Source organism: Ornithinibacillus massiliensis (assembly GCF_018310345.1).
Lineage (GTDB): Bacteria > Bacillota > Bacilli > Bacillales > Amphibacillaceae > Ornithinibacillus > Ornithinibacillus massiliensis.
Genome location: NZ_JAGXBY010000005.1, coordinates 190079 through 215581, shown reverse-complemented (window position 1 = coordinate 215581; position 25503 = coordinate 190079). Strand labels below are relative to the sequence as shown.

The following is a 25503-nucleotide window of genomic DNA, read 5'->3' as shown; positions in this document are numbered from 1 at the left end:
ATATGATAGCCATTATTGATTACGGGGCGGGAAATATTAAAAGTCTTCAATTTACACTATCCCAGCTAAACCTAGAAAATACGCTTACACAAGACGAAGCGCTTATCAGAAACAGCCAAGCTATTATACTACCAGGTGTCGGATCGTTCCAAGATGCCATGAAGGAATTAAAGAGAGCTGGCCTAGACAAGATTATCCGCGAAGAGGCAAGCACAGGAAAGCCTATTCTTGGTATCTGTTTAGGTATGCAGTTATTCTACCAAACGAGTGATGAAGGTGGACATTCTGACGGACTTGGATTATTAGAAGGACATATCGAAAGAATTCCTTCTTCTGTTAAGGTACCACATATGGGCTGGAATACACTTCAGCTAAGAAAGGGAGATGATATTACGATGAATCTCCCTGACAATGCGTACGTATATTTCGTCCATTCCTATTTTGCCAATAAGGTAGATGGTAATGATGTTATTGGTAGCTGCACATACGGAACGGAAATACCTGTACTTGTACAAAAAGACAATATCATTGGCATGCAATTTCACCCAGAAAAAAGCAGTGAAGTTGGCTTACAGCTTTTAAACAATTTTAAGGAGATGTACCTATGATTCTATTTCCAGCAATCGATTTATTAAATGGCAACTGTGTGCGGCTAACACAAGGGGATTATGCGAAAGAGCAAATCTATAGTGGCAATCCGAACGAGATTGCCAACCAATGGATTTCCCAAGGAGCAGAAGCATTACATATCGTCGACTTAAATGGTGCAAAAACAGGTAAATCAACCAACCAAGCAATCATTCAACAGATCACTTCCAATACGAATGTTCCAGTCCAGGTTGGGGGTGGTATCCGAAGTATCGAGCAAATCGAAGACTATTTAGCTATAGGTGTTGATCGCATCATACTCGGTACCGCAGCCATACAGAACCTCCCTCTTATTCGTCATGCCGTGAGCACCTTTAAAGAAAAAGTCGCTGTTTCCATTGATGCCCGTAATGGCTATGTTGCGACGGAAGGATGGCGAAAAACAAGTAATGTATTAGCCGTAGATTTAGGAAGGCAGCTTGAGGCAATTGGTGTTCAAACGATTATCTATACAGATATTTTAAAGGATGGTATGTTACAAGGTCCCAACTTCAGCGAAATTGAAACCATCCAAAAGGCAACCTCTATGCGTGTGATTGCCTCAGGAGGAATTTCGAATGTGGAGGATGTCATAAAACTAAAAGAAATGGATGTCTATGGCACCATTATCGGAAAGGCTTTATATGATAATAGTCTGAATTTAGTAGAGCTACTGGAGGTAACAGCAGATGTTGGCTAAACGAATTATCCCTTGCCTTGATGTCGATAAAGGAAGGGTCGTAAAGGGCAAGAAATTTCAAGATATTAAGGATGTTGCAGATCCAGTTGAACTGGCAATGCGCTATAACAATGAAGGCGCAGACGAATTAGTCTTTTATGATATTACAGCATCGAACGAAGAACGTAATATTTTTTTAGATATGGTAGAAAGGGTTGCTGCAACGATTAATATCCCATTTATGGTCGGTGGCGGTATTAGAACCATTGATGATATTTATCGAGTCCTCCATTCAGGAGCTGATAAAGTATCCATTAATAGTGCCGCCATCACGAACCCTACACTTATAGAGACAGCTGCTGCTAAATTCGGCACCCAATGTATTGTGCTATCCATTGATGCTAAAGAAACCGAACCTGGGAAATGGCATGTCTATCAAAATGGTGGCCGAACTAATACCGGAATAGACGCACTAGAATGGGCCATTCAGGGAGAGCAATTAGGTGCTGGTGAGCTTGTTATTAATTCTATCGATGTAGATGGGATAAAAAACGGTTATAACCTAACCCTTACCAAGGCAATAGCTGATCAGGTTAATGTACCGATTGTTGCTAGTGGTGGAGCTGGAAGCCCTGTACATTTTCAACAAGTGTTACGTGATAATATCGCAGACGCAGCACTTGCTGCTTCGGTTTTTCACTATGATCTAATTAATATAGCGTCCCTGAAACAGTATTTAACTCAACAAAATATCCCAATAAGGAGTGTTTCTTAATGGATCCATTAGATATAGAGAAATTATTTGTAAAAAGCAGCTTAATCCCTGCCATTATCCAGGATCAATCCTCTGGAAACGTCTTAATGTTAGCTTATATGAATCAAGAGTCCTTACAAAAAACAATCGAAACCAAAGAAACATGGTTTTACTCAAGGAGTAGAGAAGCACTTTGGAATAAAGGAGCAACATCAGGAAATAAACAAATTGTCCATCAGATTACGTATGATTGTGATGCCGATAGTCTCCTCATCACCGTAGATTCTAAAGGACCAGCTTGTCATACTGGAGAGGAGACTTGTTTTCACCATACGTTATATCAAGGAAAAGATCCTTCGTTTCCGATTATTCAAAAAGTAGCTTCCCTGATTAAAAGCCGGAAGCAGGAAGCCAATACAGATTCCTATACAGCGTATTTATTCCGCGAAGGCATCGATAAAATTCTCAAGAAAGTAGGAGAAGAAACTAGTGAAGTGATAATTGGAGCAAAAAACCAAGATAACGAAGAAACAATTTGGGAGATAGCCGATCTTACCTACCATATATTAGTTCTAATGGAGCAAATAGGCATTACAGAATCTGATATTAAAGAAGAACTAAACAAAAGGCATCTTGCTAAAGAGGGGAAATAGAATGAGTAAGTATTGGAGTTCCATAGTGAATCGTACAGATCCTTATGTTCCTGGTGAACAAATAAATGATTCCTCCTTGATCAAGCTAAACACAAATGAAAATCCGTATCCACCTCCTGAATCGGTTATAAAAGCCATACAGGATGAAATTGGGGAGTCCCTGAAGTTATATCCTTCACCAACTGTTGATGAATTAAGGGAAGCCATTGCTAAAGCATATGATGTAAGAAAAGAAAATATATTTGTAGGAAATGGCTCGGATGAGGTGCTTGCCTTTTCCTTTATGGCCTTTTTTGAACCAGGAGTAACAATACGTTTCCCAGCTATTACGTATAGCTTTTACACTGTTTATGCTAAGCTCTTTAACATACCTTATGAAGAGGTTAGATTAAATCAGGACTTTACATTAAATACGCATTCCTTATTCCATTCAGAAGGCGGGGTAATTTTCCCTAACCCGAATGCACCTACAGGCATACTATTACCTATCGAGCAAGTAGAGGAAGTCCTCTTACATAACCAGGAAAAAGTCGTCATCATTGATGAAGCATATAGTGATTTTGCAAAGGAGTCAGCTGTACCACTTATACAGAAATATCCTAATTTGCTTGTGATACAAACGACTTCAAAATCTAGGTCACTGGCAGGACTTAGAGTTGGCTATGCAATCGGAAGCCCAGAATTAATAGAAGGCCTAAATAAAATAAAAAACTCCTTTAACTCGTATACGATAGATCGACTTGCTATGGCAGGCGCAATAGCTGCTATGAATGCAGACTCTTACTACAAAAAGACAACAGCCAAAGTGATTGAAACGCGGGAATGGCTTAGTAAAGAACTATCTCAACTAGGATTTCACGTATTACCTTCTCAAGCTAACTTCATCTTTATTTCTCATCCAAATAAGAAAGCGAAATCGTTATATGCTCAGCTAAAGGAGAACGGTATATTAGTTAGACACTTCTCAAAGGCAGCTATTGAAAATTTCATTAGAATAACGATAGGCACAAAACAAGATATGATTACATTGTTAGAGAGACTGAAAATCATCTTGAAAGAAAAAAGTACATGGTAAAAAGGACCATGTACTTTTTTCTTTCAAAATAATTCTAAACAAATTACCCCATCTATCTTCCTCCACTCTTGATTTTAAGAAATCAAAAGTGATCTTTTAACACCTTTTTATTGCCATCCACAATAGCTAAAGAAGCCACCTTCTGTTAGCTTTCCCAATAATTTAACAATGTATAGATTTTGTATAGGGGAGGTTAGTATGATAACGCTGAGGTATTTTGTAAATTAAAGGGGGTTGGAGGGCAATTACACTATTAGAAATGATATTTCTAGTGTGAATATAACGAGTGGTCGGAATTTGTCTATATATCTCTATATATGTAGAAATGTGCAATACTTTTTTTTATTTAATTAGTTTTAATGAAGCTACACAAATAAATCTTTGAAAGGGAGGAACTAAAATGCAAAGCTACGATATTACTTTTCGGAAGATAGGAATTATGTACTTAATTTTTTTACTAGTTTTCACGGGGATAGGAGGAAACATAGGAATTCCTGTCAGCTATGCCGCTGAAGAAGGCACCTACGTCTCAAGCGATGGCGATGACACCACAGGTGATGGAACTCGAGAAAATCCTTATGCTACCTTACAGAAAGCTTTTCAAGCAGCTAATGATCAAGGAACTATCTTTATCATGGACGATATTACATTAATGCATCCATTCCCTACTTTGAAAGTGGCTAAGAGCGTTACAATCACCACAGCCTCTGAAGCCACAAATACTGCTGTGATTAAGCGTGGAGCGGTAGGTGGTACTGGAACAGGAACACTTTTTGATTTGGAAAACTCTCACCTTACATTGAGAAATATTGTTATTGACGGTAGCTTTGGGGAAGGTCCGTCTCAGGGAAGAATAATAAATGTTAATGCCAATGCAAAATTGACCATTGAGGATGGTACGATTTTACAAAATAATTATTCTGAGTACCCAGGTAGTGCAGTCATCCTCAATGGTGCGAATGCAGTTCTAGAAATGACGGGTGGAGAAATTACCGGTAATAGTCATAGGACTTTTGGTGCGGTACTGATCAATTTTTCTCAGACAAGAGTTATTATGACTGGAGGCAAAATCACGGGCAATAATGGCGGAGGAGTCCATGTGCGAAATAATGTTACTGGCGATTTTATCTTATCCGGAGATGCGGTCATTACAGATAATACAATAGAGGGATTGGAGCGAAATGTCTTTTTGGATGGCCCTAATTCTCTTACGCTAAGCAGTAATTTTACCGGGAAAGCAGGTATTACTGCGACAAACAGGATGACAAAGGGAAGTACATTTGGCTTAGCAAACGAAGGAACTTTCACGGGGCTAGAGAATCTGTTTGCCGACAATGACTCATCTCTATTTGCTGTGTATGGTGGAGGTAATGCATTAGAATGGAACTCGATTGATAAAACGCTGTTGCAAGAGAAAGTAGATGAGATTAATGGCGAAGATCTAAACGAATTGAATTACACAACTGAAAGCTGGCAAGCATTACTAGAGGCGCTTAACATGGCTCAAGAAGCGTTGGATAACGGCGAATCTACTCAGGAAGAAGTAGATCAAGCCCTTGCCAACCTGGAAGCAGCAAGAAATAACTTACAAGTTCCCCATGTTACGCCAGGTGGAGTTGGAGATGGACTTACATCTTGGGTAGATGTAGGGAAAAGTTCAGTAAGGGATAATAGTGATAGAGTAACCAAATTGCAGGATTTAGCATTTGATAGAACTTGGGATGTGGTTGGAACTTCTGCACAGCCTTACAATGCCTCGAATATTAACTTTAATCCAGGGCTTACTCTTGATAGCACTGTAGGCTATTACGCCACTTCCAGGTTTGGTCAGAATGATACAGCTAGGGAAATTTTCTCAGTCCAGATTAGTAGAAATCATACTGGTTTTCCATGGGAATTTGGTAGTAATCACTTGGGATCACAGTATGGTCTTAACAAATCACAAATTAGGACATCATTTTTCTCTACAAGTAATAGAACGGTTAATTTACCCGATAAGTATAATTTGCTAGAAAGTCGCGTATTAAATATTAGAAGCTCAAATGAAGAATGGTCCCTTTCTCTAGACGGTAATCAGCTCGCATCGTTCGATAATAATGCTGTGCAATGGTCTTACCCAAATTTAAGTACCTACTACATCGGAGCTGGTCATAATAGTCGTTATAACGGTTCAATTTCAGAAGTTATTTTATTCAATAGGGTACTAACTTCAGTTGAACGACAGCAAGTAAATAGTTACCTTGCGATTAAGTATGGGTTGACTTTAGAAACCGATTATTTGGACAGTAATGAAGGAATTATGTGGTCTGCTGCTGCTAACGAAGATTATAGTAATCGCATTACCGGATTAGGACGCGATGATAATGGTGCCCTATATCAAAAACAGTCTGTCTCTAATGAGAAAGATTCTATTGTAACCATTGCACTTGGAGACACTATTCAGAACTCCAATGAGGAGAATGGAAACACTATATGGAATGATAAATCATTCTTTCTATTTGGAGATGACGGAGCAAGTACTGAATTTATCAATCCAATCGACAAGACTGATGAATCATTAAAACGGATGGAACGGGTTTATAAAGTTCAAAAAACAAATTGGCAGGATACGAATTCTGCCGGTGAGGATTCAAAAATCACGTTACAGATTGAAAAGGTACAAGGTGCTGATGAGTGGCCACTTTATGTCATTGTTAGCTCGGATGATCACTTTGGTGCTGAGGATTCATTTTATCTCATTGAAGATGGTAAAGTCACCATTGACACCAAGAATTTTGGTCCTGTTTCCTATTTCACTATAGCTGCAACTGTACCACAAATTGAAGGGGGTTCCCTAGAGCAGACGGAAACAGAAGGTACTCGTATCGCTTTAACTTTTGACCATGAAGTTAATCTTTCAAGCTTAGATGGTTTTACCATCACTGTTAACGGCGAAGAAGTGGCTATTAATGAAGTTACTTTTGAGGTTGACCCTAATAATCAAAAACAGCTAGTTCTTACGCTACCAGACGGAACTCATGTGACAGATAAAGAAGTTAAAGTACTATATGATGGAAAAGGGAATTTAAAAGGGACAAACAGTGTACCTGTAGACGGATTTGAGCAGATTGTAACAGATGAATTTGCTTCCTCATTACAAATCACGAAACCTAGTGAGATTGCTAAAACAAGCAAACCAATTATAGAAGGTACTGCAAGTCCAGAAGCAACAATATCAATTGTTATTAAAGATTCTGAAGGTAACATAGTAGAAGATGCTGGAGGCACTACAACGGTGGATGAAGATGGAAATTGGTACTTCACTCCGAATATTGATTTAGAAGATGGACCGTATACCGTTGAAGTGACCGCTTTAAAAGATGGTAGAACTGCCACAAAAGCAAAGGAATTTATAATAGAATCAGTCGACAAAACTGCATTGGAAAGTAAAGTCGAGGAGATTAAAAATCTTGATGCAGCAGACTATACCGAAGAAAGCTGGCAAGAACTAGACAAAGCTCTGAGCAAAGCACGAGAAGTATTGGACAACGATGAAGCTATACAAGAAGAAGTCGATATAGCATTAGAGCAGTTAAATAATGCCTATGAAAGTTTAACCAAGTGGGTACCAGAGTTACTATCTGTTGAGGTTAATGTACAGGATAAAATCGAGTTGATCTTTGATAAATCAATTGATTTAGATAATATAGATGGATTTACTGTTGAGGTCAATGGTCTAGAAATTAGCATAACTGATTTTGAAATAAACGGAGAAACTCTTACATTGCTGTTAGATGGAAAAGTAGAAGAAGGAAATAGCGTAAAAGTAATCTATAAGAAGGAAGAAGGGAACTTAAGGGGCACAAACGGTGAGCCAGTCGCTAGCTTTGAAAAGGAAGCAACAAATAATGTTCCAGTCAATAAAACAAGCTTGCAATCAAAAGTAGAAGAAATTAACACAGAAAATCTTCAAGATAAAGACTATACGGAAGAAAGCTGGCAAGAATTACAGTCTAAATTACGAGAAGCGCAAGAAGTATTAGAGAATCCAGATGCATCTCAAGCGGATGTTAATGAAGCTTTAGATAAACTAGAACTAGCGTATAATTCTCTGACCAAATGGGTACCAGAGTTAGAAACAACAAAGGCTAATGAACTAGATAAAATTGAATTTACGTTTGATAATCCAATTGTATTAGATAATTTAGATGGATTCACCATTGAAGTGAATGGTCAACATGTGGTAGTAACCGACTTTAAAGTAAACGGAGATAAATTAACCTTACTACTACCAGAAGCAGTAGAAGGCGGTTCCGCTGTAAGAGTAACCTATGACGCGGATACAGGTAACATAAGAGGCACAAATGGTGAACCAGTAAAAAGCTTCGAAAAAGAATTGACGGTAGTTGACAAATCTGCATTAGAAGCAGAAATCGACTTGCGAGAAACACTGAATGAGAAGGATTATTCTCTAGATAGTTGGGAAGCATATGAAACTGCATTACAAAATGCGAAGTCTGTATTTGATAATCCTGAGGCAACTCAGGCAGAAGTGGACGCAGCTCTTAAAACTTTAGAAGAAGCTTATCTCAATTTATCGGTCGACAAATCTAAGCTACAAGCTAAAGTGGAAGGAGCCGATAGTTTAGTAGAATCGCACTATAGTACGGATAGCTGGGCCACTTACCAAGAAGCTTTAGAAAAAGCTGAAGCAGTTTTAGCGGATCCAAATGCGACTCAGACAGAAGTGGATGCAGCTCTTAAAACTTTAGAAGAAGCTTATCTCAATTTATCAGTCGATAAATCTAAGTTACAAGCTACAGTGGAAGAAGCTGATAGTTTAGTAGACTCACACTACAGTACGGATAGCTGGACCGCTTACCAAGAAGCTTTAGAAAAAGCTGAAGCAGTTTTAGCGGATCCAAATGCGACTCAGACAGAAGTGGATACAGCTCTTAAAACTTTAGAAGAAGCTTATCTCAATTTATCAGTCGATAAATCTAAGTTACAAGCTAAAGTGGAAGGAGCCGATAGTTTAGTAGAATCGCACTATAGTACGGATAGCTGGGCCACTTACCAAGAAGCTTTAGAAAAAGCTGAAGTAGTTTTAACGGATCCAAATGCGACTCAGACAGAAGTGGATGCAGCTCTTAAAACTTTAGAAGAAGCTTATCTCAATTTATCAGTCGATAAATCTAAGTTACAAGCTAAAGTGGAAGAAGCTGATAGTTTAGTAGAACCGCATTACAGTACGGATAGCTGGACCGCTTACCAAGAAGCTTTAGAAAAAGCTGAAGCAGTTTTAGCGGATCCGAATGCGACTCAAGCAGAAGTGGATGCTGAATTAGCGAAGTTAACCGAGGCTTACTATAACTTAACAGTTAATAAAAAGGGTCTACAAGAAAGAGTAAATGAAGCAAAATCGTTAACACCTAGCGATTACAGCGAAAAAAGCTGGAATGTTTTCGAAAAAGCTCTAATAGAAGCAGAAAAGGTGTTAAATGACTCAAATGCAACTCAAGATCAAATCAACGATGCCTATACTAAATTAGTAGAAGCTTATCTAGGATTAACTGTTGACAAGCAAGCACTAAAAGAGCAAGTAGAATTAGGAGACAAATTGGATGCTTCCGACTATAGTAAACAAAGTTGGGCAGCCTATCAAAAAGCATTGAAACAAGCAAAAGACGTTCTTGCTAATCCAAACGCGACTCAAGCAGAAGTGAATGAGGCATTAGATCAATTATTGAATACTAAGAATAACTTAAAAGAAATAACAGTTGAAAATAAATTACCTCAAACCTCAACTAATTTATACGAATGGTTGTTATTAGGAATATCATTATTATTAGTTGGATTTGTTCTTATTATTACTCAAAGAAAAACAAAGGCATAAAAAGTCGAAATAAATAAGCTGACCCAAGGCCCCTAGTTATATGGCCTTTGGGTCGCTTTTTCTACAAACTAAAATCTCCCAGAAACTAAGAACATTATTTATATGACGTATTTTATTTGTAAGATGAATCTTAAATTAAAAAAGTAACAAATAAAGTCTACTTTTCCTTACAATAATAACTTATGGTTAATGCCTATTTGACTTCAAATAATAAAAAATGGACAGATCAATTCTGTCCATTGGGCAAAGATCCTGAAACTGCTTGCGTATATTCTTTTACTTATACAAGATTATGTGCAGGCTGTTTCATGTATTTAAATATGCTTCTCAATATTCGCATCATCCATTAATTCTTCTACTTTAGCCTGTAAAGCATCTGCTTCACGTTGTTGCGTTAGCTGCTGTTCAATGATTGGTTCTGCTTGCTCGAACTCCATGATATTTTCCATATCTTTCTTTAATTGATCATACGTCTCTTTTATATCATCTTCTGTTACTTCAGCAATCTCAATTTCTTCCTCAATAAATTGACTTAAAATTTGTGAAAAACGAATTTGTTCTTTTAAGGAATCCTCTGTTAAGTTATAGGTTTCTAAATAAGCCTCAAATTGCTCTTCATTTTCTGATTTTAACGTATCCAACTCTTCTTGTACGTTTTCCTCCGAAACTTCTATTCCTAGTCTTTCTGCTTCTTGCTTAATTAACTCTTGGGCAATAATCTCATTAAGCGTAATTTCCTTAATGTTTTCTTTATCTTCTATATCTTGTCCAAATTGAGAGGCACGAATTTTTGTTTGTAAATAAATCGTATTATAGTGATCACCTGATACTTCTGTATCATTAATGCTAATAACTACATCGTCATCTGCTACCTTTTCATCTTCTTCCATCGTAATATCCTGAGGCTGTACGGTCTCTTGTGCTTTCTCTTCCTTATCACCACACGCAGCTAATATAGCGATTAAACCTATCATCATGAAGCTTAATATTAATTTTTTCATGTTATACCTCATTTCCTAAGTAGTAGTTCTATTCAAACATAATTTGGACTATGAATGCAAGAAACTGCACCATTCTTATACGAAAGATCTTGAAGTATTGCCTATTACAGGGACACATAGATCATGAAAAAAGCAATCCCAATTTTATTAGGATTGCTTTTTTCTCTTATTCTAAGCTATCACTGATTTCGTTCACCATTTCCTCAACTGAGACCAATCCGCCTCCAGATAAGTACCAGAAATCAGGATTTAAATAAACAATATTATCATTTTGGTATGCTTTTGTATTCTCAACTAATTTATTTTCTACAAGTTGTTTCGCTGTACTATTACCTTCAACTGCTGCACTACGGTCAATAACATACAGCATATCCGGATCTTTCTCCACTACATATTCAAAGGATACATTCATACCATGTGTAGAAGCTTCAATGTTTTCATCAACTGGCTTAATACCGAATACATCATGAATTAAACCAAATCTTGAATTAGCACCATAGGCACTAATCTTATCATCATTCGCCAAGATAATTAAACCATTCACATCGCTAGCTTTTGCTTTTTCTTGTAAGCTTGCGATCGAATCTTCAATTGCTGCTAGTTGCGTTTGTACTTCGTCTTCTTTATCCCATATTTTTCCGATTATATCGAGGTTTTCTTTAAATGAATCCATGTAACGAGTCGTATCTACACCAAGATAAATAGTTGGTGCTAGTTCCGATAATTGGTCATAAAGTTCTGCCTGACGACCAGAAATAATAATTAGGTCTGGATCAATTTCTGCAAGCTTATCAAAGTCCGGCTCTTTCAAAGAACCAACATTTTCATAGTCATTACTCTCATACTTCGATAGATATTCAGGAATAGATCCTCCTTGAGGTACTCCCAACACATTAATACCTAGCTTGTCTAAGCTATCTAAAGTACCAAAGTCAAATACTACTACTTTCTCCGGATTTACTGGTACATCCGTTGTATCCAGCTCATGCTTAATACTAATCTTTTCTGCTTCAGCAGATTGCTTCGATCCTGTATCCTCTGAATCACCACATGCTGCTAATACGGTAAACAATATACTAATACTAAATAGTATTAAAATTTTCTTCATAAGGTATTTCTCCTTTTATGTTTATATTTATTAAGCTAATGTTGTATTACTTAGAATAGGGAAGAATTATGTCCCCCAAAAAGATACTGTTTCTATTTTTTTACCGCTTCATTATGTAATACGTGTCTTCCAATAATTGGCAGATGAGCCACTAGCGGAAATTGGAGCGCTCTACAATTTCCCAAAATAGAATCATTGGAATGAAACACGAAATCCGGGCATAATCATTTACCAACCAAAAAATATAAGGTATGATGAATTTGTGAGTTCCCTTTATAGTGGTTTGGTGATAAATGTTACCCTTCCATTATGAAGGGCTTTTTTATTTGGCGTAAAAAGATTCTCTCTATTCTTTTCACACAACATTAGATCTTAACCAATTAGTAATAGACACAGATTCGCTTATCGCCAACTTCTTGGATTTCAATATCCATGTCATATAGTTCCTTCAGAACACATGCGTCAATAACATCACACGCACGTCCCTGTTTCACAATCTTCCCATCCTTAAGTGCGACAATATTGTCTGAATAGCAGGATGCGAAGTTGATATCATGAATTACAATTAGAATCGTTTTTCCTAATTCATCAACTAACCTTCTTAAAATCTTCATGATTTGTGTTGAATGGCGCATATCTAGATTATTCAGTGGTTCATCCAGGAAGATATATTCTGTATCCTGAGCAATAACCATAGCAATATGAGCTCGCTGTCTTTGACCACCACTAAGTTCATCTAAATATTTATTTTCTAATTCCATAAGCTCCATATAGTTAAGAGCTTCGTCAATTTTCTCTTCATCTTCCTTCGTTAGTTTTCCTTTTGAATACGGAAATCTACCAAAAGAAACTAATTCGCGAACCGTTAACTTCAGATTAATGCTGTTCGATTGCTTTAATACAGATATTTTCTTTGCCAGCTCATTACTATCTGTTTTTAAAACATCTTGACCATCGATTTGAATGTTTCCGGAATCTTTTGCTATCAATCGAGTAATTATCGAAATCAAGGTACTTTTACCAGCACCGTTAGGGCCGATAAACGATGTCATCGTACCCTTTTCAATTTTCAGGGTAACATCATCGACGACCTTTTTACGGTTGTATGTCTTCAACAGATTTTTAACCTCTACCATGATCGATTCTCCTTTAACAAAAGATATAGAAAGTACGCGCCACCAATAAAGTTAATAATGACACTAATAGTTGTTTGGAAGGTAAATATCTTTTCGACAATAAATTGCCCTCCAACAAGTGCAATAATACTAATGAATACAGACGCTAGTAAAATATATAAATGACGGTATGTCTTCAAGAATTCATATGTTATATTGACTACTAATAGTCCTAAGAATGTTATCGGGCCAATTAATGCAGTTGCAACGGCTGTTAGAATGGAAACAATGATTAGAAGCCGTTTAATGACATAATCATAGCTTACCCCTAAATTAACCGCATCATCTTTTCCAAGCGCTATAACATCTAAATATTTATAGAACCTTATAAAGTACAGTAATACGAGAACAATGATTCCAATAGAGATGTAAACTAAATCTTTGTTAACGTTATTAATACTTGCAAATCCTCTATCCTGGGCTACCATAAATTCATTTGGATCAATCAAAACCTCAAAGAATGATGTAAAGCTATTAAAGAACGTCCCCAAAATCATTCCAATTAGTAGGAGAAAGTATATATTATTTTTCTCTCCCTTAAAAAGGAACTGGTAAAGTAATAATGAGAATACAATCATTGCTGCAATAGAAACTAGGTAGTTAATACTGCTGTTCATCATAATAAGAGAATTAGATCCAAAGACAAAAATAATAAAGGTTTGGATTAGCATATATAATGAATCTAATCCTAGTACGCTTGGTGTGAGTATTCGGTTGTTTGTAATCGTCATAAATACCGTTGTGGCAAACGCAATAGCTCCACCCGTTAACACGATTGCTAGGACTTTTATAATTCTTCTTGGCAATATGTAACCTACATTGCCTTTTAAATCATAGAGAACATACAATACGGTTAATGCGATTGCTACGATAGCGAGAATGATTGTTTTTTTCCTATAGGCCATATTTCTTTCTCCTTAATAATAGGTAGATAAATATCGCACTACCTATTACACCAACCGTTAGGCTAATTGGAATTTCATATGGATAAATAATCGTTCGACCAACAATGTCACAGATCAGTACAAAGATGGCACCAAGAAATGCCGTGTGTAGTAGTGTTTTCTTTAAATGATCACCTTGATAGATCGCCACGATATTCGGAATAATTAATCCTAGAAATGGTATCACACCAACGGTTAGTACGACAGATGCTGTTACAAGTGCCACAACAACCAATCCAATATTGACTACTTGCCGATAATTAAGCCCTAGATTCTTTGAGAAATCCTCACCCATACCGGCTATAGTGAATTTATTTGCGTAAAGGAACGCTAACACTAAAATCGGAATACTAATATAAATAGCCTCATAATTCCCACTCATAATCATGGAAAAATCGCCTTGCATCCAAGAAGACATGTTTTGTATCAAATCATTCTTATACGCAAGAAACGTAGCCATGGAGCTGATAATATTCCCAAACATTAACCCAACTAACGGAATAAAAATAGCATCCTTAAATTTGATTCGGTCTAGTAGCTTCATGAAGATGAATGTGCCAATTAATGCAAAAGCAAAGGATACTAGAATTCTTTGTAGTGGACTAGCCGCAGTGAATACTAATAATGAAACTAGAACACCTAATCTAGCAGAATCCAATGTACCTGCAGTAGTTGGAGAAACAAACTTGTTTCTACTAAGCTGTTGCATAATAAGCCCTGCAACACTCATACTCATACCCGCAATTAAGATACTTACTAACCTTGGCAGTCTACTAACTAATAGAATTTGAGCCTGATCTTCTGTCAGACTAAACAAGTCTAGTGGTGTAACATCGGAAACTCCGATGAAAACCGATACAATAGACAAAACAATAAGCACGATAACCAAGTAACGTAATTTCATATGAAAAATCCTTTAATAATAATCATTATTATATTTAATTAATTCTAAATAAGAATGAGATTCATTATCAATTAAAAACCTCTATGTCGAGTATAGCACATATGGATAATCCGTCAATAAAAATAGAGCTACATTTTTCAACATTATATAGAAAAAAAGCCTGCTAGTTCTTTAGCAAGCTATAAAACAAATATTAGTCTTCTACTTCACAACCCTCGCCTGTGCAATAAGAAGTCTTAGACTCTTTTGGGTTGATATTTTGTAAGGTCGGTTGTTTACTTTCTTCTTCCCATACTTTTTCTAATACTTCTTGAAACACCTCTTTAGGTTGGGCACCAGAAATAGCATATTTTTCATTAAAAACAAAGAATGGTACTCCACTAACCCCAATTTTCTCTGCAAGTTCTTCATCATCGCGTACACGTTTTGCATAGCGATTGGTTAATAGCAACTCCTCGACCTCTTCCAGATCCAATCCAACTTCGGTTGCGAGCCTTTTCAATGTAGAATAATCACTAATTAATTCACCATCAGTAAAATACGCATGCAATAGTTTTTCGGTTATTTCTGTACCTAAATGCTTCGTGTCCGCATACTTAGCCAGTCGATGGGCATCAAATGTGTTCGCATGTTGCATCGTTTCAAAATTATAGGTTAAGCCAACAGACGCTGCTTGTTTACCTACATTTTCATTTAATTGCTTAGCTTGTTCTATAGGCATCCCTTTCTTCGCTGCTAGAAATTCATGAATACTTAACTCTGTCTTAGCATCCGCATCCGGATACAACTCGTAGCTTCTAAATACTATTTGCACATTCTCACGGTATTCAAACTCATGTAAAGCTAACTCCAGCCTTCGCTTTCCTATATAACAAAAAGGACAGACAAAATCTGACCAAATTTCTATCTTCATTTATTACCGCACCTCTTTCCACTTACCAGTATTTTAGCACAACATTATTTTACATCGTAATGTTGTGCTTATCGTACTTAAATGTATTTCCCATAATCCGGCACAGCAACCTGATCAAAATTCTTCACGAGCTCATGTAATCCCTCTGTTAATTCATCTCCTTGTAGAGACACACCATGACCAGGGATAACCATTCTAGGGTGTAGTGATTGTAATCTTTCGACTGAGGTTTTAGCAGACAGCCAATCCGTTGTTAAATAGCGAGGTGGTCCACATACCTCAGGCTTTTGGGTAAGTACCTTATAAAAGGAATCCTGTCTAACACTAACAAATGCATCACCAGAAATTAACAGGCCATCTCGTTCACGAAAGAGTGATACATGACCAGGGCTATGTCCAGGAGTGTGAATCCATTTCCATTCCTCTAGTCCAGGTAGCTGACCGTCTTTTGGTAATGGTTTCAAGTAGGGTTTAATATTGATTGGTTCATTCGGGTATATGGCAGATAGTTTAGCAAGCATTCCACCTTCTACTGTAGAATCCGGTTCTGGATAGCTTAGCTCCCCAGTCAAATACGGAAATTCCGCTTCATGTGCATATACAGGAACATTCCAGCCATCTAATAAATCCACTAACCCTCCTACATGGTCAAAATGGCCATGGGTTAAAATTATGGCTTCCGGTTGACTACCCTCACCAAACCGTTCTGCTGCTTGATTGATAATTTCCGGTGCGGATTTAGGCATTCCAGCATCAATTAAATACCATTTCCTATCGCCGGGATTGCCAAGGAAAATAATGTTTACAATTTGGTTGGTATAATAATAAACATCTGTCGCCATCTCATGACCAATCCTACTCTGTAGCGATGTCATCGGAATATACTTAGAGTCACTGCTTTCAAAAATATCCTTATCCATTCAAAAGCTCCTTTTATCTAGTTTAAGATTAGTATTTGTTCGAGAGCTAGAACTATATAGGAAATTGATGGAAAAGGGGAAATTCCTGAAAATGAGTAGTGAAATCCTGAAGTTAACTTATCAAATCCGGAAGATAGGTGGTCAAATCCTGAAAGAACGTCGCCAAATCCCGAAGAATATGTCAACCTTCCCTTTCAACATATAAAAAAACAAGACTAAACGATCATAATCGCTCAGTCTTGCTCTTCCAGTAAAGATTTACCCATAATTGTAACTCGGTTCGTGTTCTTAAGCGCATTTAGGTTCTTAACTCCGATTCCGAACATCGTAATCTTTAGTTCAAATTCTATTTGTTCCATTACTTTAACAACTGCTTCAACTGAATCCGTTGCCGCTTGTAGGAGAGATCTAGCAAATCCGATCATATCTGCACCAATCGTAATTGCTTTTGCAGCATCAAGCCCTGTTTTCATTCCGCCACTAGCAACTAATGGGACTTCAGCTAATTCACTTCGTACAGAAACGATACAATCCTTCGTCGGAATCCCCCAGTTATTAAATGCCTCTGCTGCCGCCTTACGTAATGGGTCTTTCGAACGAAGCTTTTCTACCTGACTCCAGGAGGTTCCTCCAGCACCTGCGACATCCACGAATGCTACCCCAGCATCATACAATTTCTTAGCAACGGTGCCATCTATCCCAAAACCTACTTCCTTTACACCAACAGGGACTGTTAGCGATTTACATACTGCTTCTATTTTTGGAAGTAAATGTTCAAAGTTTAAATCCCCTTCATCTTGTATCACTTCTTGTAGTGTATTTAAATGAAGATATAGCGCATCAGCTTCTGTCATGTCTACAATCCTTTGGGCATGCTCTACACCATATCCATAGTTAAGCTGTACTGCTCCAAGATTTGCTATCAACGGTACAGTTGGCGCTTGCTTTCGTATTAAAAAGGACTCCTGATGCTTATCACTTTCTAACAATGCCCTAGTAGATCCAAGTGCAATTGCCCATCCCCTTTGTTCTGCTGCTAGTGCTAAGTTCTGATTTATTTCAGTGGCTAGCTCCGAACCACCTGTCATTGAGCTTACAAGAAACGGTGCACTTATTTCCTTTTGTAAAAAGGACGTATTAATTTCTATATTAGAGAAGTTAATTTCCGGTAAAGCATTATGTATAAAAGAAATTCCTTCTAATCCGGTAGATTTATTAACACCTTCGACTTGATCGGTGAGACATAATCGAATGTGTTCTGTTTTGCGTTTATTAATACCTTGTTCAGCCATATCCACACTTCCAATCCACGTTATCTATTTACAGTTTACTTGTTTCTTACTTTGAATGAAAGTAAAGTGATGATGATGTAAAATGCTCCTTTGATTCTTTATAATGAAGAAAAAGGGATCTTGAAAGGAGATATATTCATTGAAAGAGAAAGCGAGAGAATTCGCGACACTTGCCCATGCAGGACAAAAACGGAAAAATTCTAATGCCGACTATATTACTCACCCGATTCGGGTTGCAGAAAGACTTGAAAAAGAAGGCTTCTCTGATGAATTAGTTTGTGCAGGTTACCTTCACGATGTTGTAGAAGACACGATTTATGAAATAGAGGATATTGAAAAGCATTTTGGTAAAAGGGTAGCCGAAATCGTGGCTGCTCATACAGAGAATAAATCAAAGTCATGGAAAGAACGTAAGCAGCATACGATTGATACGATAAAGCATGCTGATAAAGAGATTAAATATTTGATAGTCGCTGATAAACTAGATAATTTACAAGGGTTAGAAAAAGACCTCATGGAACAAGGACTAAAAGTGTGGGACAGCTTTAATGCAGGGATAGATGAGCAAAAATGGTATAACGAATCCATTGTCCAAAATATGCGTTACGGTCTAGCTAATCATGAAATCCCACATTATTTCCAGGAATATGAGCAATTAGTCGGCCGCTTTTTTCAATAACATCCAACTTTTTCCCTACCAAGTAATGGTAATATAGAATCATTCTTCCATAAACCGACCAATTCCGACTAAATGTTTCGTATTATGGAGATATAACAATTTATGGAGGCTAAATTTATTATGGAAAATGAAGTAAAAACGGATAGTGTAGTAAATGAACAGAAAAAGAAACCAAAGTCGGGACAAGTCGATAATTACTTTCAATATGTCTTAAATACATTAAAAGATCCTGACTCCATTCTTACCGAAGAAGCAAAGGGAAAACATCAATTTGGACTTATTACGATTATTGCATTTCTTGTTCTAATTTTTCTTAGTAATTTCTTGAGTTTTTTCGAATACTTGGATGTGGCAAGATATTTTGGATTTAGTGATTACTTTAACTACTTCCATCGTACTATATCTTATGCAATTGCTCTTGCCCTTTTAATTTTAGTGTACCAAAATGTCGCTAGTAAAAAGGGGCTTAAATATGATTGGAACTTTTTCTTTGAAAAATTAGGAGCCTGGTTGGTTTTACCAAGTATATTTTTGCTCCTATCCATACCATTCGATCTCTTAAATATTACCATTCACTCATGGATTAGTTCCTTAGCAACTATTTTCTTAAATATAGCTGTATTCATGATTTCATATCTTTATGTTGCTCGTCATGATATCAAAACAGCTGTACTTTTCCTAACTGGATTCTATGTTGTGTACCGATTAATTTTACTTATTCTGTAGGAAAAAATTACAAGGGCGTTGGCTACTTAGCCAACGCCCTTTATCACGATTACCGAGCTCTATATTTATAAGAGTCTTTTTGCTGTTTGCTAATTTTCTTCCATTTACTCTTTTCTTCTAATTTCGCCTTTTGATTCTGTTTTCGTTTTTCAAAGGCAATTTCTCGCTGAAGCTTCAAATAACTGGCATATCGTTCTTCTGAAAGTTCTCCCGTTCCCAAAGCCTCTTGAATACGGCAACCTGGCTCTGTTTTATGTGCGCAATCGGAGAAGCGACATTCTTTTTCTAAGACTTCAACATCCTGAAATGTCGTCTCCATTGCAGATTCCCCATCCCAAAGCTGAATCTCGCGCATACCAGGAGTATCAATTAACATCGCACCATTAGGCAGCATAAACATTTCTCTGTGTGTCGTAGTATGACGACCTTTACTATCATCTTCACGGATACCTTTGGTTTCTTGAACCTCATATCCGACGATAGCATTAATCAACGTAGACTTTCCAACACCGGAAGAACCTAATAAGGCACCTGTTTTTCCTGTTGTTAAATGGTTCATCAATTCCTCTATACCATCACCTGTTAGGCTGCTTATAGCAAGAATTGGTACTCCGATTGCCACTTCTTTAACAGAAGAAATAGCCTCTTCGATTTCATCTTCTGATGCCTGATCTTTCTTCGTTAATAACACGATAGGCATTGCACCACTATCATAAGCTAGCAAAATATAACGTTCTATTCTTCTTACATTCAAATCATGGTTCAGTGAATTTACTATAAAAGCGATATCAATATTTGCTGCCACAATCTGAGGGTCTGTTCGTTCACCGGCAGCTTGCCTAACAAATTGACTTGCTCTAGGTAAGACACGTTTGATTACTGCTTTTCTCTCTTCTGATAACTTTTGAACCTCTACCCAATCCCCAACTGCAGGAAAATCTAATGGACTTGTTGATTCATTTAAAAATCTCCCACTTAAATGGGCTTGATAGTCTAGTTCACCGTCAGAAGCTCGAAAGCTATTTTTCTGCACGGTAAGTATACGAGCCACGTTCTCTTGATCTACATTAAATTCATTTTTCCAACCTAGCGTTTCTAGATTATGCAATATAAAATTCCTCCTTGAAATAGACGGAGGATACGAGCATTACACCGACCGTTCCTCCAATTTAAAAGTTTTACTAAGATTTCGTTTAGGCATTTTCATTTCTCTCATAAAACATCACTCCTTTTAAAATGGATGAACCAAGTTATTTCTTTTTTAGTTTACTACATTATCTATAAAATAGTTACTATTATTTTAAAAATCTTATAATTTAAAATCCAACTACTTTATCTTACTTTCATAAGAGAAAACTATACTAGTATACAGCTGAGGCTATTACATGGTCCGTTCTGCTGAAAAAAAATAGAGATGCAAGGATGGTCTCCCTGCATCTCGTTCTTAATTATTTTACATGAAATTCAGCTGGATCTGCTCCGCTTCGAAAATCTTTATTTAAATCAGCAATTTTGTTCATATCAGCTTCACTTAACTCAAAATCAAACACATTAAAGTTTTCTTCAATTCGGGAAGGCGTTACAGACTTCGGAATCACGATATTATCATATTGTAGGTGCCAACGAAGAATAACTTGGGCTGGTGTTTTTCCATGTGCTTCCGCAATTCCCTTAATTACTTCATTTTCTAACACTTCTTTACCATTCATTAGTGGGCTCCAAGCCTCTACGAAGATATCATGCTCCTTACAGAAAGCCTTTAATTCTGCTTGCTGTAAATACGGATGGCATTCTACTTGGTTCAGAACTGGAACGACTTCACACTCATCTAAGAGACGTTGCAAGTGCTCAATATGGAAGTTACATACACCGATTGATTTCACTTTACCATCTTTGTATAACTTTTCTAATGCCTTATATGTTTCCACATATAAATCATCATTTGGCATTGGCCAGTGAATCAAATATAAATCCACATAATCAAGGCCTAATCTTTCTAGACTAGCTTCAAATGCTTTTATTGTACTATCATAGCCTTGATCGGAGTTCCACACTTTTGTTGTAATAAATAATTCCTCACGTGGAACACCTGCTTCAGCAATTGCTCGACCTACGCCTGCTTCATTTTGGTAGATCATTGCTGTATCAATAGAGCGATATCCGACTTTAATAGCTTCTTTTACAGCTTTTTCCGCTTCATCGTCTGATACCTTCCAAACCCCAAATCCGAGTTTCGGCATTTGTAAACCATTGTTTAATGTTACATAATCCATACTCATCGCTCCTTTATGTAGAAATATATACCATTTTAACATAACCAATTTTCCTAGAAAAATATCCTGATTTCAAAAAAGGATTTCATGAAATAATGTCGAATTTTTATTTAAAAGTGAAAAGATCTCATGGTAAGGTGACAATGGATGACGAACGAGAAAAAGAGAATAATCCTACAAGCAATCGAATATATGAATAATCATTTAGATGAGGAAATAACCTCAGAAAAATTAGCAAATCATGTCGGTTATAGCCCATTCCATTTCAGCAGAGTATTTAAAGAGGTTACAGGTGTTCCACCTCGTCATTATCTTTCTGCACTACGGATTGAAGCAGGAAAGGAAGCGCTAGTAAATCCTTCTGACTCCATCATCAAAGCTGTACTTGGTGCTGGATTTCGTAGTGCTGGATCTTTTAGCTCTAAGTTTAAACAATATGTTGGTTTATCACCAAAACAGTTTCAGAAAAATATAAAGCCACTCCATCGCTTCATGAACGAATACGACGTCTCAACTAATCTACTACCATTAGAAGCGTTAGAACCATCTGTTACATGTAGAATCATAGTACCACCTTCTTTTAACGGGCTTATCTTTATTGGACTTTTTTCTAAACCAATACCTGATCAAGCTCCCATTATCGGAACCGCCATAAACCATCAGCAGACAAGCTGTACATTCTCAAACGTCCCAAAGGGAAAATATTATGTCCTTGCTGTAGCGATAGCCAAAAGTTTAAATCCATTAAACTATTTCTTATTGTCCAATGCGTTAAGAGGGATTGCAGAAAAACCTGTCGATACAGAACATCATCGTACTTCCTTTACAGAGGTCACCTTAAGAGAAGCCCTTCCATATGATCCACCCATTTTAATTAATTTGCCTAAACTTCTCTTTGATACAACAAAAGCAAACCAGGAGAAAAATAAATGATTACTTCATGATAATGTTGTAGAAACACTTTTACTTTGTCATAGAAGACTGGTAATTAAATTGAAATTGTAGAATTTAAAGAGAAGGAGTAGATGTATAATGGAAACATTAGACTTACAATCAGAGATTAAAGCATTGGAAAAGGAAATTCATGAAAAAAAGATTAAATTAATGGAACTAAGAAAAACAGTTCCTCGACATGAAGTGAAAGACTATCAATTCCTTGATTCCTTAAACCGAAAAGTTAGCTTACTAGAATTATTTGGTGAGAAGGATGAACTGATTGTTATTCAAAACATGGGGAAATCATGCTCTTACTGTACCATGTGGGCAGATGGCTTTAATGGTATATACCATCATATAATCGATAAAGCAGCCTTTGTCGTAGCTACTCCTGATTCACCAGAGATTCAGAATGCTTATGCTGCAGAGCGTCAATGGCAATTTCCAATGGTGTCAACAAAGGATACGACCTTTAAGGAAGACTTAGGCTTTGTTAAAGATGGCTATCAATACCCAGGGGTTTCTACGTTCCAAAAGGATGAAGAACGAAGAATCTATCATATTGCTGATGCACCGTTTGGACCTGGGGATGAGTTTTGCTCTGTATGGTATCTATTCGACCTACTTCCTTCTGGTCAAAAAGGGTATCATCCAAAAAGGAAAATTAATAAACGATCCAATTTTGATTTAACGAATAATATCGCCATCCAAGTAAATAGCCAACCAGAAGCCATAGCGTTTTATACAAATGTTTTGGGCATGGAAAAGGTCTACTCATCTAATTCCGAAACACAACTAACTTTTGGTGGATGGAATTTTTACCTGGAGGAGAATGAAGAAAATAAAGTCTTTTTCGAGTTAGCCGTTAAAGACTTCGAAAAAACGAAAGAACTTCTTGTATCAAATGGCTGTTCCATCACTAAAAATTATAATGAGAAAAGCCTATTGATGACCGATCCATATGGGTTACATTTTCACATTTTCGAACAAGTGTAATCTTTTTTAAAACTACTAGCGAGACTATAGGAGGATACCGATGACAAAACCTATTACGGAAGCAACTGTATTAGAATTACAAGAGGCAATGGAAAATGGCAGCTTAACAGCTAAAGAAATTACATTCGCTTTTTTAGAACAAATTGCTAAGTACAATCAAGATGGTCCTAAGTTAAACGCCATTATTGAGATAAACCCTGATGCCCTGTATATTGCAGAAGCACTTGATTTGGAGCGAAGGGAAAGAGGTAGCCGGGGCCTATTACACGGTATCCCTGTTTTAATTAAAGATAATATTGATACCGCAGACAACATGCACACAACTGCAGGTTCGATTGCTTTAGCTGACCATTTTGCAAAAGAGGACGCTTTTCTCGTGAAGCAATTAAGAAAAGCTGGGGCAATCATCCTGGGTAAAACGAATTTAACCGAATGGGCAAACTTCATGACGGTAGGGATGCCGAATGGATATAGTTCAAGAGGGGGACAGGTTTTAAATCCATATGGTCCAGGGGAATTTGATACAGGTGGCTCTAGTGCTGGTACTGGTGCTGCTATTGCTGCTAACTTTGCTCCATTAGGTATAGGAACTGAAACGAGTGGCTCCATTCTAAGCCCAGCAAGCAGTAATTCTATCGTTGGAATCAAACCGACAGTTGGATTAATTAGTCGGACAGGGATTATTCCAATATCCAGTTCTCAAGACACTGCGGGCCCAATGACAAGAACAGTCACAGATGCTGCATTACTACTTGGAGCATTAACAGCTTTCGATATAGAAGACCCAGCAACAGCAACCAATCCAAATCGCCTTCAAGATTATACCGCTTATTTAAATAAGGATGGATTAAAAGCTAAACGGATCGGTGTATCTCGAGCTTATCTGGAAGGACTGCCAGAGGAAGAACTCCGATTAGTGGAAAAGGCACTAGAAGATATACAGACACTTGGCGCAACCGTTATTGACCAAGTAGACTTACCAACAAATTTCCCTCCTATAACGGTCATGCTTCACGAATTTAAAAACGGCCTGAACGCCTACTTGAAAAATGTTAATCCGAGTTTACCAGTGCATAATTTACTGGATATTATCCAATACAACCAAAAACATGCAGAGACTGCACTGAAATATGGTCAAAAGCTTTTACTTGAATCTGAGGAAAAAACCGGAAGATTAATCGAAACAGAATATATAAAAGATCGCTTAGAGGATCTTAGACTTTCACAAGCAGATGGCATTGATAAAGCGCTGACCGAACACGGCTTGGATGCATTAATATTCGCAAATGAAAATGGATCAGGAATTGCGGCCAAGGCAGGCTACCCATCCATCACCGTTCCATGCGGCTATACCGATGCCGGCAAGCCAGTTGGTATTACTTTTACAAGCAAAGCCTATACGGAGACAGAACTGATAGAACTTGCCTTTGCCTATGAGCAAGCAACGAATCATCAAAAATCACCACAGTTGAATTAAAATATGAAAAGCAATCCTATATTGGGTTGCTTTTATACTTGTCCCCAAAGAGTTACGTTATCTGGCTCAATCTTCTCCCCTCGTTTAGTTTTGTATTGGGAATAGAGAGGTTCCTCTTCTGTTACCTTTTTCTTTCCAGCAATACATTTGGGGTATAGAGAACACCCCTCTGTTACCTTTTCTCCTCGCTCAATCGAAATTGGGCACTGACTGCATCTCTCTGTTACCTTTTGACACTCACCCAACCGAAAATGGGCACTGACACTCTTCCTCCGTTACCTTTTTCTCCTCGCTCAATCGAAAATGGGCACTGACTGCATCTCTCTGTTACCTTTTTCGCCTCGCTCAACCAAAAAAGGGCACTGACTGCATCCCTCTGTTGCCTTTTTCTCCTCGCTCAACCGAAAATGGGCACTGATACTCCACTCTGTTACCTTTTTCTCCTCGCTCAACCGAAAATGAGCACTGACTGCTCCTCTCTGTTACCTTTTTACCA

Annotated in this window: 21 protein-coding genes; 11 read left to right on the top strand and 10 right to left on the bottom strand. The window is 37.3% G+C overall.

The window, feature by feature from the left end; genetic code table 11:
• The first annotated feature begins 2 nt into the window (after positions 1 to 2).
• The 6 genes from hisH to KGF86_RS14865 all read left to right on the top strand — a co-directional run bounded on the left by hisH (position 3) and on the right by KGF86_RS14865 (position 9663).
• On the top strand, positions 3 to 608 hold the full coding sequence (hisH, locus tag KGF86_RS14890) for an imidazole glycerol phosphate synthase subunit HisH (RefSeq protein WP_211742338.1): 606 nt from the start codon (positions 3 to 5) through the stop codon (positions 606 to 608).
• On the top strand, positions 605 to 1327 hold the full coding sequence (hisA, locus tag KGF86_RS14885; RefSeq protein ID WP_186869623.1) for a 1-(5-phosphoribosyl)-5-[(5-phosphoribosylamino)methylideneamino]imidazole-4-carboxamide isomerase: 723 nt from the start codon (positions 605 to 607) through the stop codon (positions 1325 to 1327). The genes hisH and hisA overlap by 4 nt, the downstream gene beginning before the upstream one ends.
• Positions 1317 to 2081: an imidazole glycerol phosphate synthase subunit HisF gene (gene hisF / locus KGF86_RS14880; protein WP_211742337.1), complete on the top strand. Its 765-nt coding sequence runs from the start codon at positions 1317 to 1319 to the stop codon at positions 2079 to 2081. The genes hisA and hisF overlap by 11 nt, the downstream gene beginning before the upstream one ends.
• Entirely contained in the window at positions 2081 to 2713 is a 633-nt protein-coding gene (gene hisIE, locus KGF86_RS14875; RefSeq protein ID WP_186869621.1) for a bifunctional phosphoribosyl-AMP cyclohydrolase/phosphoribosyl-ATP diphosphatase HisIE, read from the top strand. Before hisF ends, hisIE begins: the two co-directional genes overlap by 1 nt.
• A gap of 1 nt (position 2714) precedes the next feature.
• Complete coding sequence (gene hisC / locus KGF86_RS14870; RefSeq protein WP_211742336.1) at positions 2715 to 3788, top strand: histidinol-phosphate transaminase; 1074 nt, start codon at positions 2715 to 2717, stop codon at positions 3786 to 3788.
• Positions 3789 to 4188: 400 nt separating this feature from the next.
• The gene (locus KGF86_RS14865) at positions 4189 to 9663 is read left to right on the top strand and encodes a DUF8202 domain-containing protein (RefSeq protein ID WP_211742335.1); all 5475 of its coding nucleotides are present in this window, start codon (positions 4189 to 4191) and stop codon (positions 9661 to 9663) included.
• Between the two features lie 314 nt (positions 9664 to 9977).
• Here KGF86_RS14865 and KGF86_RS14860 read toward each other — a convergent pair whose 3' ends face one another.
• The 8 genes from KGF86_RS14860 to fni all read right to left on the bottom strand — a co-directional run bounded on the left by KGF86_RS14860 (position 9978) and on the right by fni (position 17920).
• Complete coding sequence (locus KGF86_RS14860; protein ID WP_211742334.1) at positions 9978 to 10664, bottom strand: SurA N-terminal domain-containing protein; 687 nt, start codon at positions 10662 to 10664, stop codon at positions 9978 to 9980.
• A gap of 166 nt (positions 10665 to 10830) precedes the next feature.
• The gene (locus KGF86_RS14855; protein ID WP_186869617.1) at positions 10831 to 11772 is read right to left on the bottom strand and encodes a siderophore ABC transporter substrate-binding protein; all 942 of its coding nucleotides are present in this window, start codon (positions 11770 to 11772) and stop codon (positions 10831 to 10833) included.
• Between the two features lie 380 nt (positions 11773 to 12152).
• Complete coding sequence (locus KGF86_RS14850) at positions 12153 to 12908, bottom strand: iron ABC transporter ATP-binding protein (RefSeq protein WP_186869616.1); 756 nt, start codon at positions 12906 to 12908, stop codon at positions 12153 to 12155.
• Positions 12902 to 13852: an iron chelate uptake ABC transporter family permease subunit gene (locus KGF86_RS14845; RefSeq protein WP_211742333.1), complete on the bottom strand. Its 951-nt coding sequence runs from the start codon at positions 13850 to 13852 to the stop codon at positions 12902 to 12904. The genes KGF86_RS14850 and KGF86_RS14845 overlap by 7 nt, the downstream gene beginning before the upstream one ends.
• On the bottom strand, positions 13842 to 14795 hold the full coding sequence (locus tag KGF86_RS14840; RefSeq protein ID WP_186869614.1) for an ABC transporter permease: 954 nt from the start codon (positions 14793 to 14795) through the stop codon (positions 13842 to 13844). Before KGF86_RS14840 ends, KGF86_RS14845 begins: the two co-directional genes overlap by 11 nt.
• Positions 14796 to 14988: 193 nt before the next feature.
• Positions 14989 to 15708: a DsbA family oxidoreductase gene (locus KGF86_RS14835; protein ID WP_211742332.1), complete on the bottom strand. Its 720-nt coding sequence runs from the start codon at positions 15706 to 15708 to the stop codon at positions 14989 to 14991.
• Positions 15709 to 15785: 77 nt separating this feature from the next.
• Complete coding sequence (locus KGF86_RS14830) at positions 15786 to 16628, bottom strand: MBL fold metallo-hydrolase (protein WP_186869612.1); 843 nt, start codon at positions 16626 to 16628, stop codon at positions 15786 to 15788.
• A gap of 233 nt (positions 16629 to 16861) precedes the next feature.
• On the bottom strand, positions 16862 to 17920 hold the full coding sequence (gene fni, locus KGF86_RS14825) for a type 2 isopentenyl-diphosphate Delta-isomerase (protein WP_186869611.1): 1059 nt from the start codon (positions 17918 to 17920) through the stop codon (positions 16862 to 16864).
• 139 nt (positions 17921 to 18059) lie between these two features.
• Between fni and KGF86_RS14820 the strand changes: the two genes are divergently transcribed.
• Positions 18060 to 18599 carry an HD domain-containing protein gene (locus tag KGF86_RS14820; protein WP_211742331.1) on the top strand — a complete coding sequence of 180 codons (540 nt, stop codon included), beginning with the start codon at positions 18060 to 18062 and terminating at the stop codon, positions 18597 to 18599.
• A gap of 102 nt (positions 18600 to 18701) precedes the next feature.
• Complete coding sequence (locus KGF86_RS14815; protein ID WP_186869609.1) at positions 18702 to 19325, top strand: hypothetical protein; 624 nt, start codon at positions 18702 to 18704, stop codon at positions 19323 to 19325.
• 49 nt (positions 19326 to 19374) lie between these two features.
• Here the strand turns inward: KGF86_RS14815 and rsgA are convergent, their stop codons facing one another.
• Complete coding sequence (gene rsgA / locus KGF86_RS14810; RefSeq protein WP_186869608.1) at positions 19375 to 20433, bottom strand: ribosome small subunit-dependent GTPase A; 1059 nt, start codon at positions 20431 to 20433, stop codon at positions 19375 to 19377.
• A 340-nt stretch (positions 20434 to 20773) separates the two neighbouring features.
• The gene (locus tag KGF86_RS14805; RefSeq protein WP_186869607.1) at positions 20774 to 21598 is read right to left on the bottom strand and encodes an aldo/keto reductase; all 825 of its coding nucleotides are present in this window, start codon (positions 21596 to 21598) and stop codon (positions 20774 to 20776) included.
• A 147-nt stretch (positions 21599 to 21745) separates the two neighbouring features.
• Here KGF86_RS14805 and KGF86_RS14800 point away from each other — a divergent pair, with 147 nt between their 5' ends.
• The 3 genes from KGF86_RS14800 (at position 21746) to KGF86_RS14790 (ending at position 25007) form a co-directional block, all read left to right on the top strand.
• Positions 21746 to 22531 (top strand): helix-turn-helix domain-containing protein, encoded by a 786-nt coding sequence (locus KGF86_RS14800; RefSeq protein ID WP_211742330.1) that lies wholly within the window; start codon positions 21746 to 21748, stop codon positions 22529 to 22531.
• Positions 22532 to 22630: 99 nt separating this feature from the next.
• Positions 22631 to 23530: a DUF899 family protein gene (locus tag KGF86_RS14795; RefSeq protein ID WP_211742329.1), complete on the top strand. Its 900-nt coding sequence runs from the start codon at positions 22631 to 22633 to the stop codon at positions 23528 to 23530.
• 40 nt (positions 23531 to 23570) lie between these two features.
• The gene (locus tag KGF86_RS14790) at positions 23571 to 25007 is read left to right on the top strand and encodes an amidase (RefSeq protein WP_211742328.1); all 1437 of its coding nucleotides are present in this window, start codon (positions 23571 to 23573) and stop codon (positions 25005 to 25007) included.
• Positions 25008 to 25503 lie beyond the last annotated feature (496 nt).

Coding starts and splice junctions, on each gene's coding strand:
- KGF86_RS14800 (WP_211742330.1), top strand. CDS start 21,746: ATGACGAACGAGAAAAAGAGAATAATCCTACAAGCAATCGAATATATG.
- hisC (WP_211742336.1), top strand. CDS start 2,715: ATGAGTAAGTATTGGAGTTCCATAGTGAATCGTACAGATCCTTATGTT.
- hisA (WP_186869623.1), top strand. CDS start 605: ATGATTCTATTTCCAGCAATCGATTTATTAAATGGCAACTGTGTGCGG.
- KGF86_RS14845 (WP_211742333.1), bottom strand. CDS start 13,852: ATGGCCTATAGGAAAAAAACAATCATTCTCGCTATCGTAGCAATCGCA.
- KGF86_RS14865 (WP_211742335.1), top strand. CDS start 4,189: ATGCAAAGCTACGATATTACTTTTCGGAAGATAGGAATTATGTACTTA.
- KGF86_RS14850 (WP_186869616.1), bottom strand. CDS start 12,908: ATGGTAGAGGTTAAAAATCTGTTGAAGACATACAACCGTAAAAAGGTC.
- fni (WP_186869611.1), bottom strand. CDS start 17,920: ATGGCTGAACAAGGTATTAATAAACGCAAAACAGAACACATTCGATTA.
- hisH (WP_211742338.1), top strand. CDS start 3: ATGATAGCCATTATTGATTACGGGGCGGGAAATATTAAAAGTCTTCAA.
- KGF86_RS14855 (WP_186869617.1), bottom strand. CDS start 11,772: ATGAAGAAAATTTTAATACTATTTAGTATTAGTATATTGTTTACCGTA.
- hisIE (WP_186869621.1), top strand. CDS start 2,081: ATGGATCCATTAGATATAGAGAAATTATTTGTAAAAAGCAGCTTAATC.
- KGF86_RS14860 (WP_211742334.1), bottom strand. CDS start 10,664: ATGAAAAAATTAATATTAAGCTTCATGATGATAGGTTTAATCGCTATA.
- KGF86_RS14795 (WP_211742329.1), top strand. CDS start 22,631: ATGGAAACATTAGACTTACAATCAGAGATTAAAGCATTGGAAAAGGAA.
- KGF86_RS14840 (WP_186869614.1), bottom strand. CDS start 14,795: ATGAAATTACGTTACTTGGTTATCGTGCTTATTGTTTTGTCTATTGTA.
- KGF86_RS14835 (WP_211742332.1), bottom strand. CDS start 15,708: ATGAAGATAGAAATTTGGTCAGATTTTGTCTGTCCTTTTTGTTATATA.
- KGF86_RS14790 (WP_211742328.1), top strand. CDS start 23,571: ATGACAAAACCTATTACGGAAGCAACTGTATTAGAATTACAAGAGGCA.
- KGF86_RS14815 (WP_186869609.1), top strand. CDS start 18,702: ATGGAGGCTAAATTTATTATGGAAAATGAAGTAAAAACGGATAGTGTA.
- KGF86_RS14805 (WP_186869607.1), bottom strand. CDS start 21,598: ATGGATTATGTAACATTAAACAATGGTTTACAAATGCCGAAACTCGGA.
- hisF (WP_211742337.1), top strand. CDS start 1,317: ATGTTGGCTAAACGAATTATCCCTTGCCTTGATGTCGATAAAGGAAGG.
- KGF86_RS14830 (WP_186869612.1), bottom strand. CDS start 16,628: ATGGATAAGGATATTTTTGAAAGCAGTGACTCTAAGTATATTCCGATG.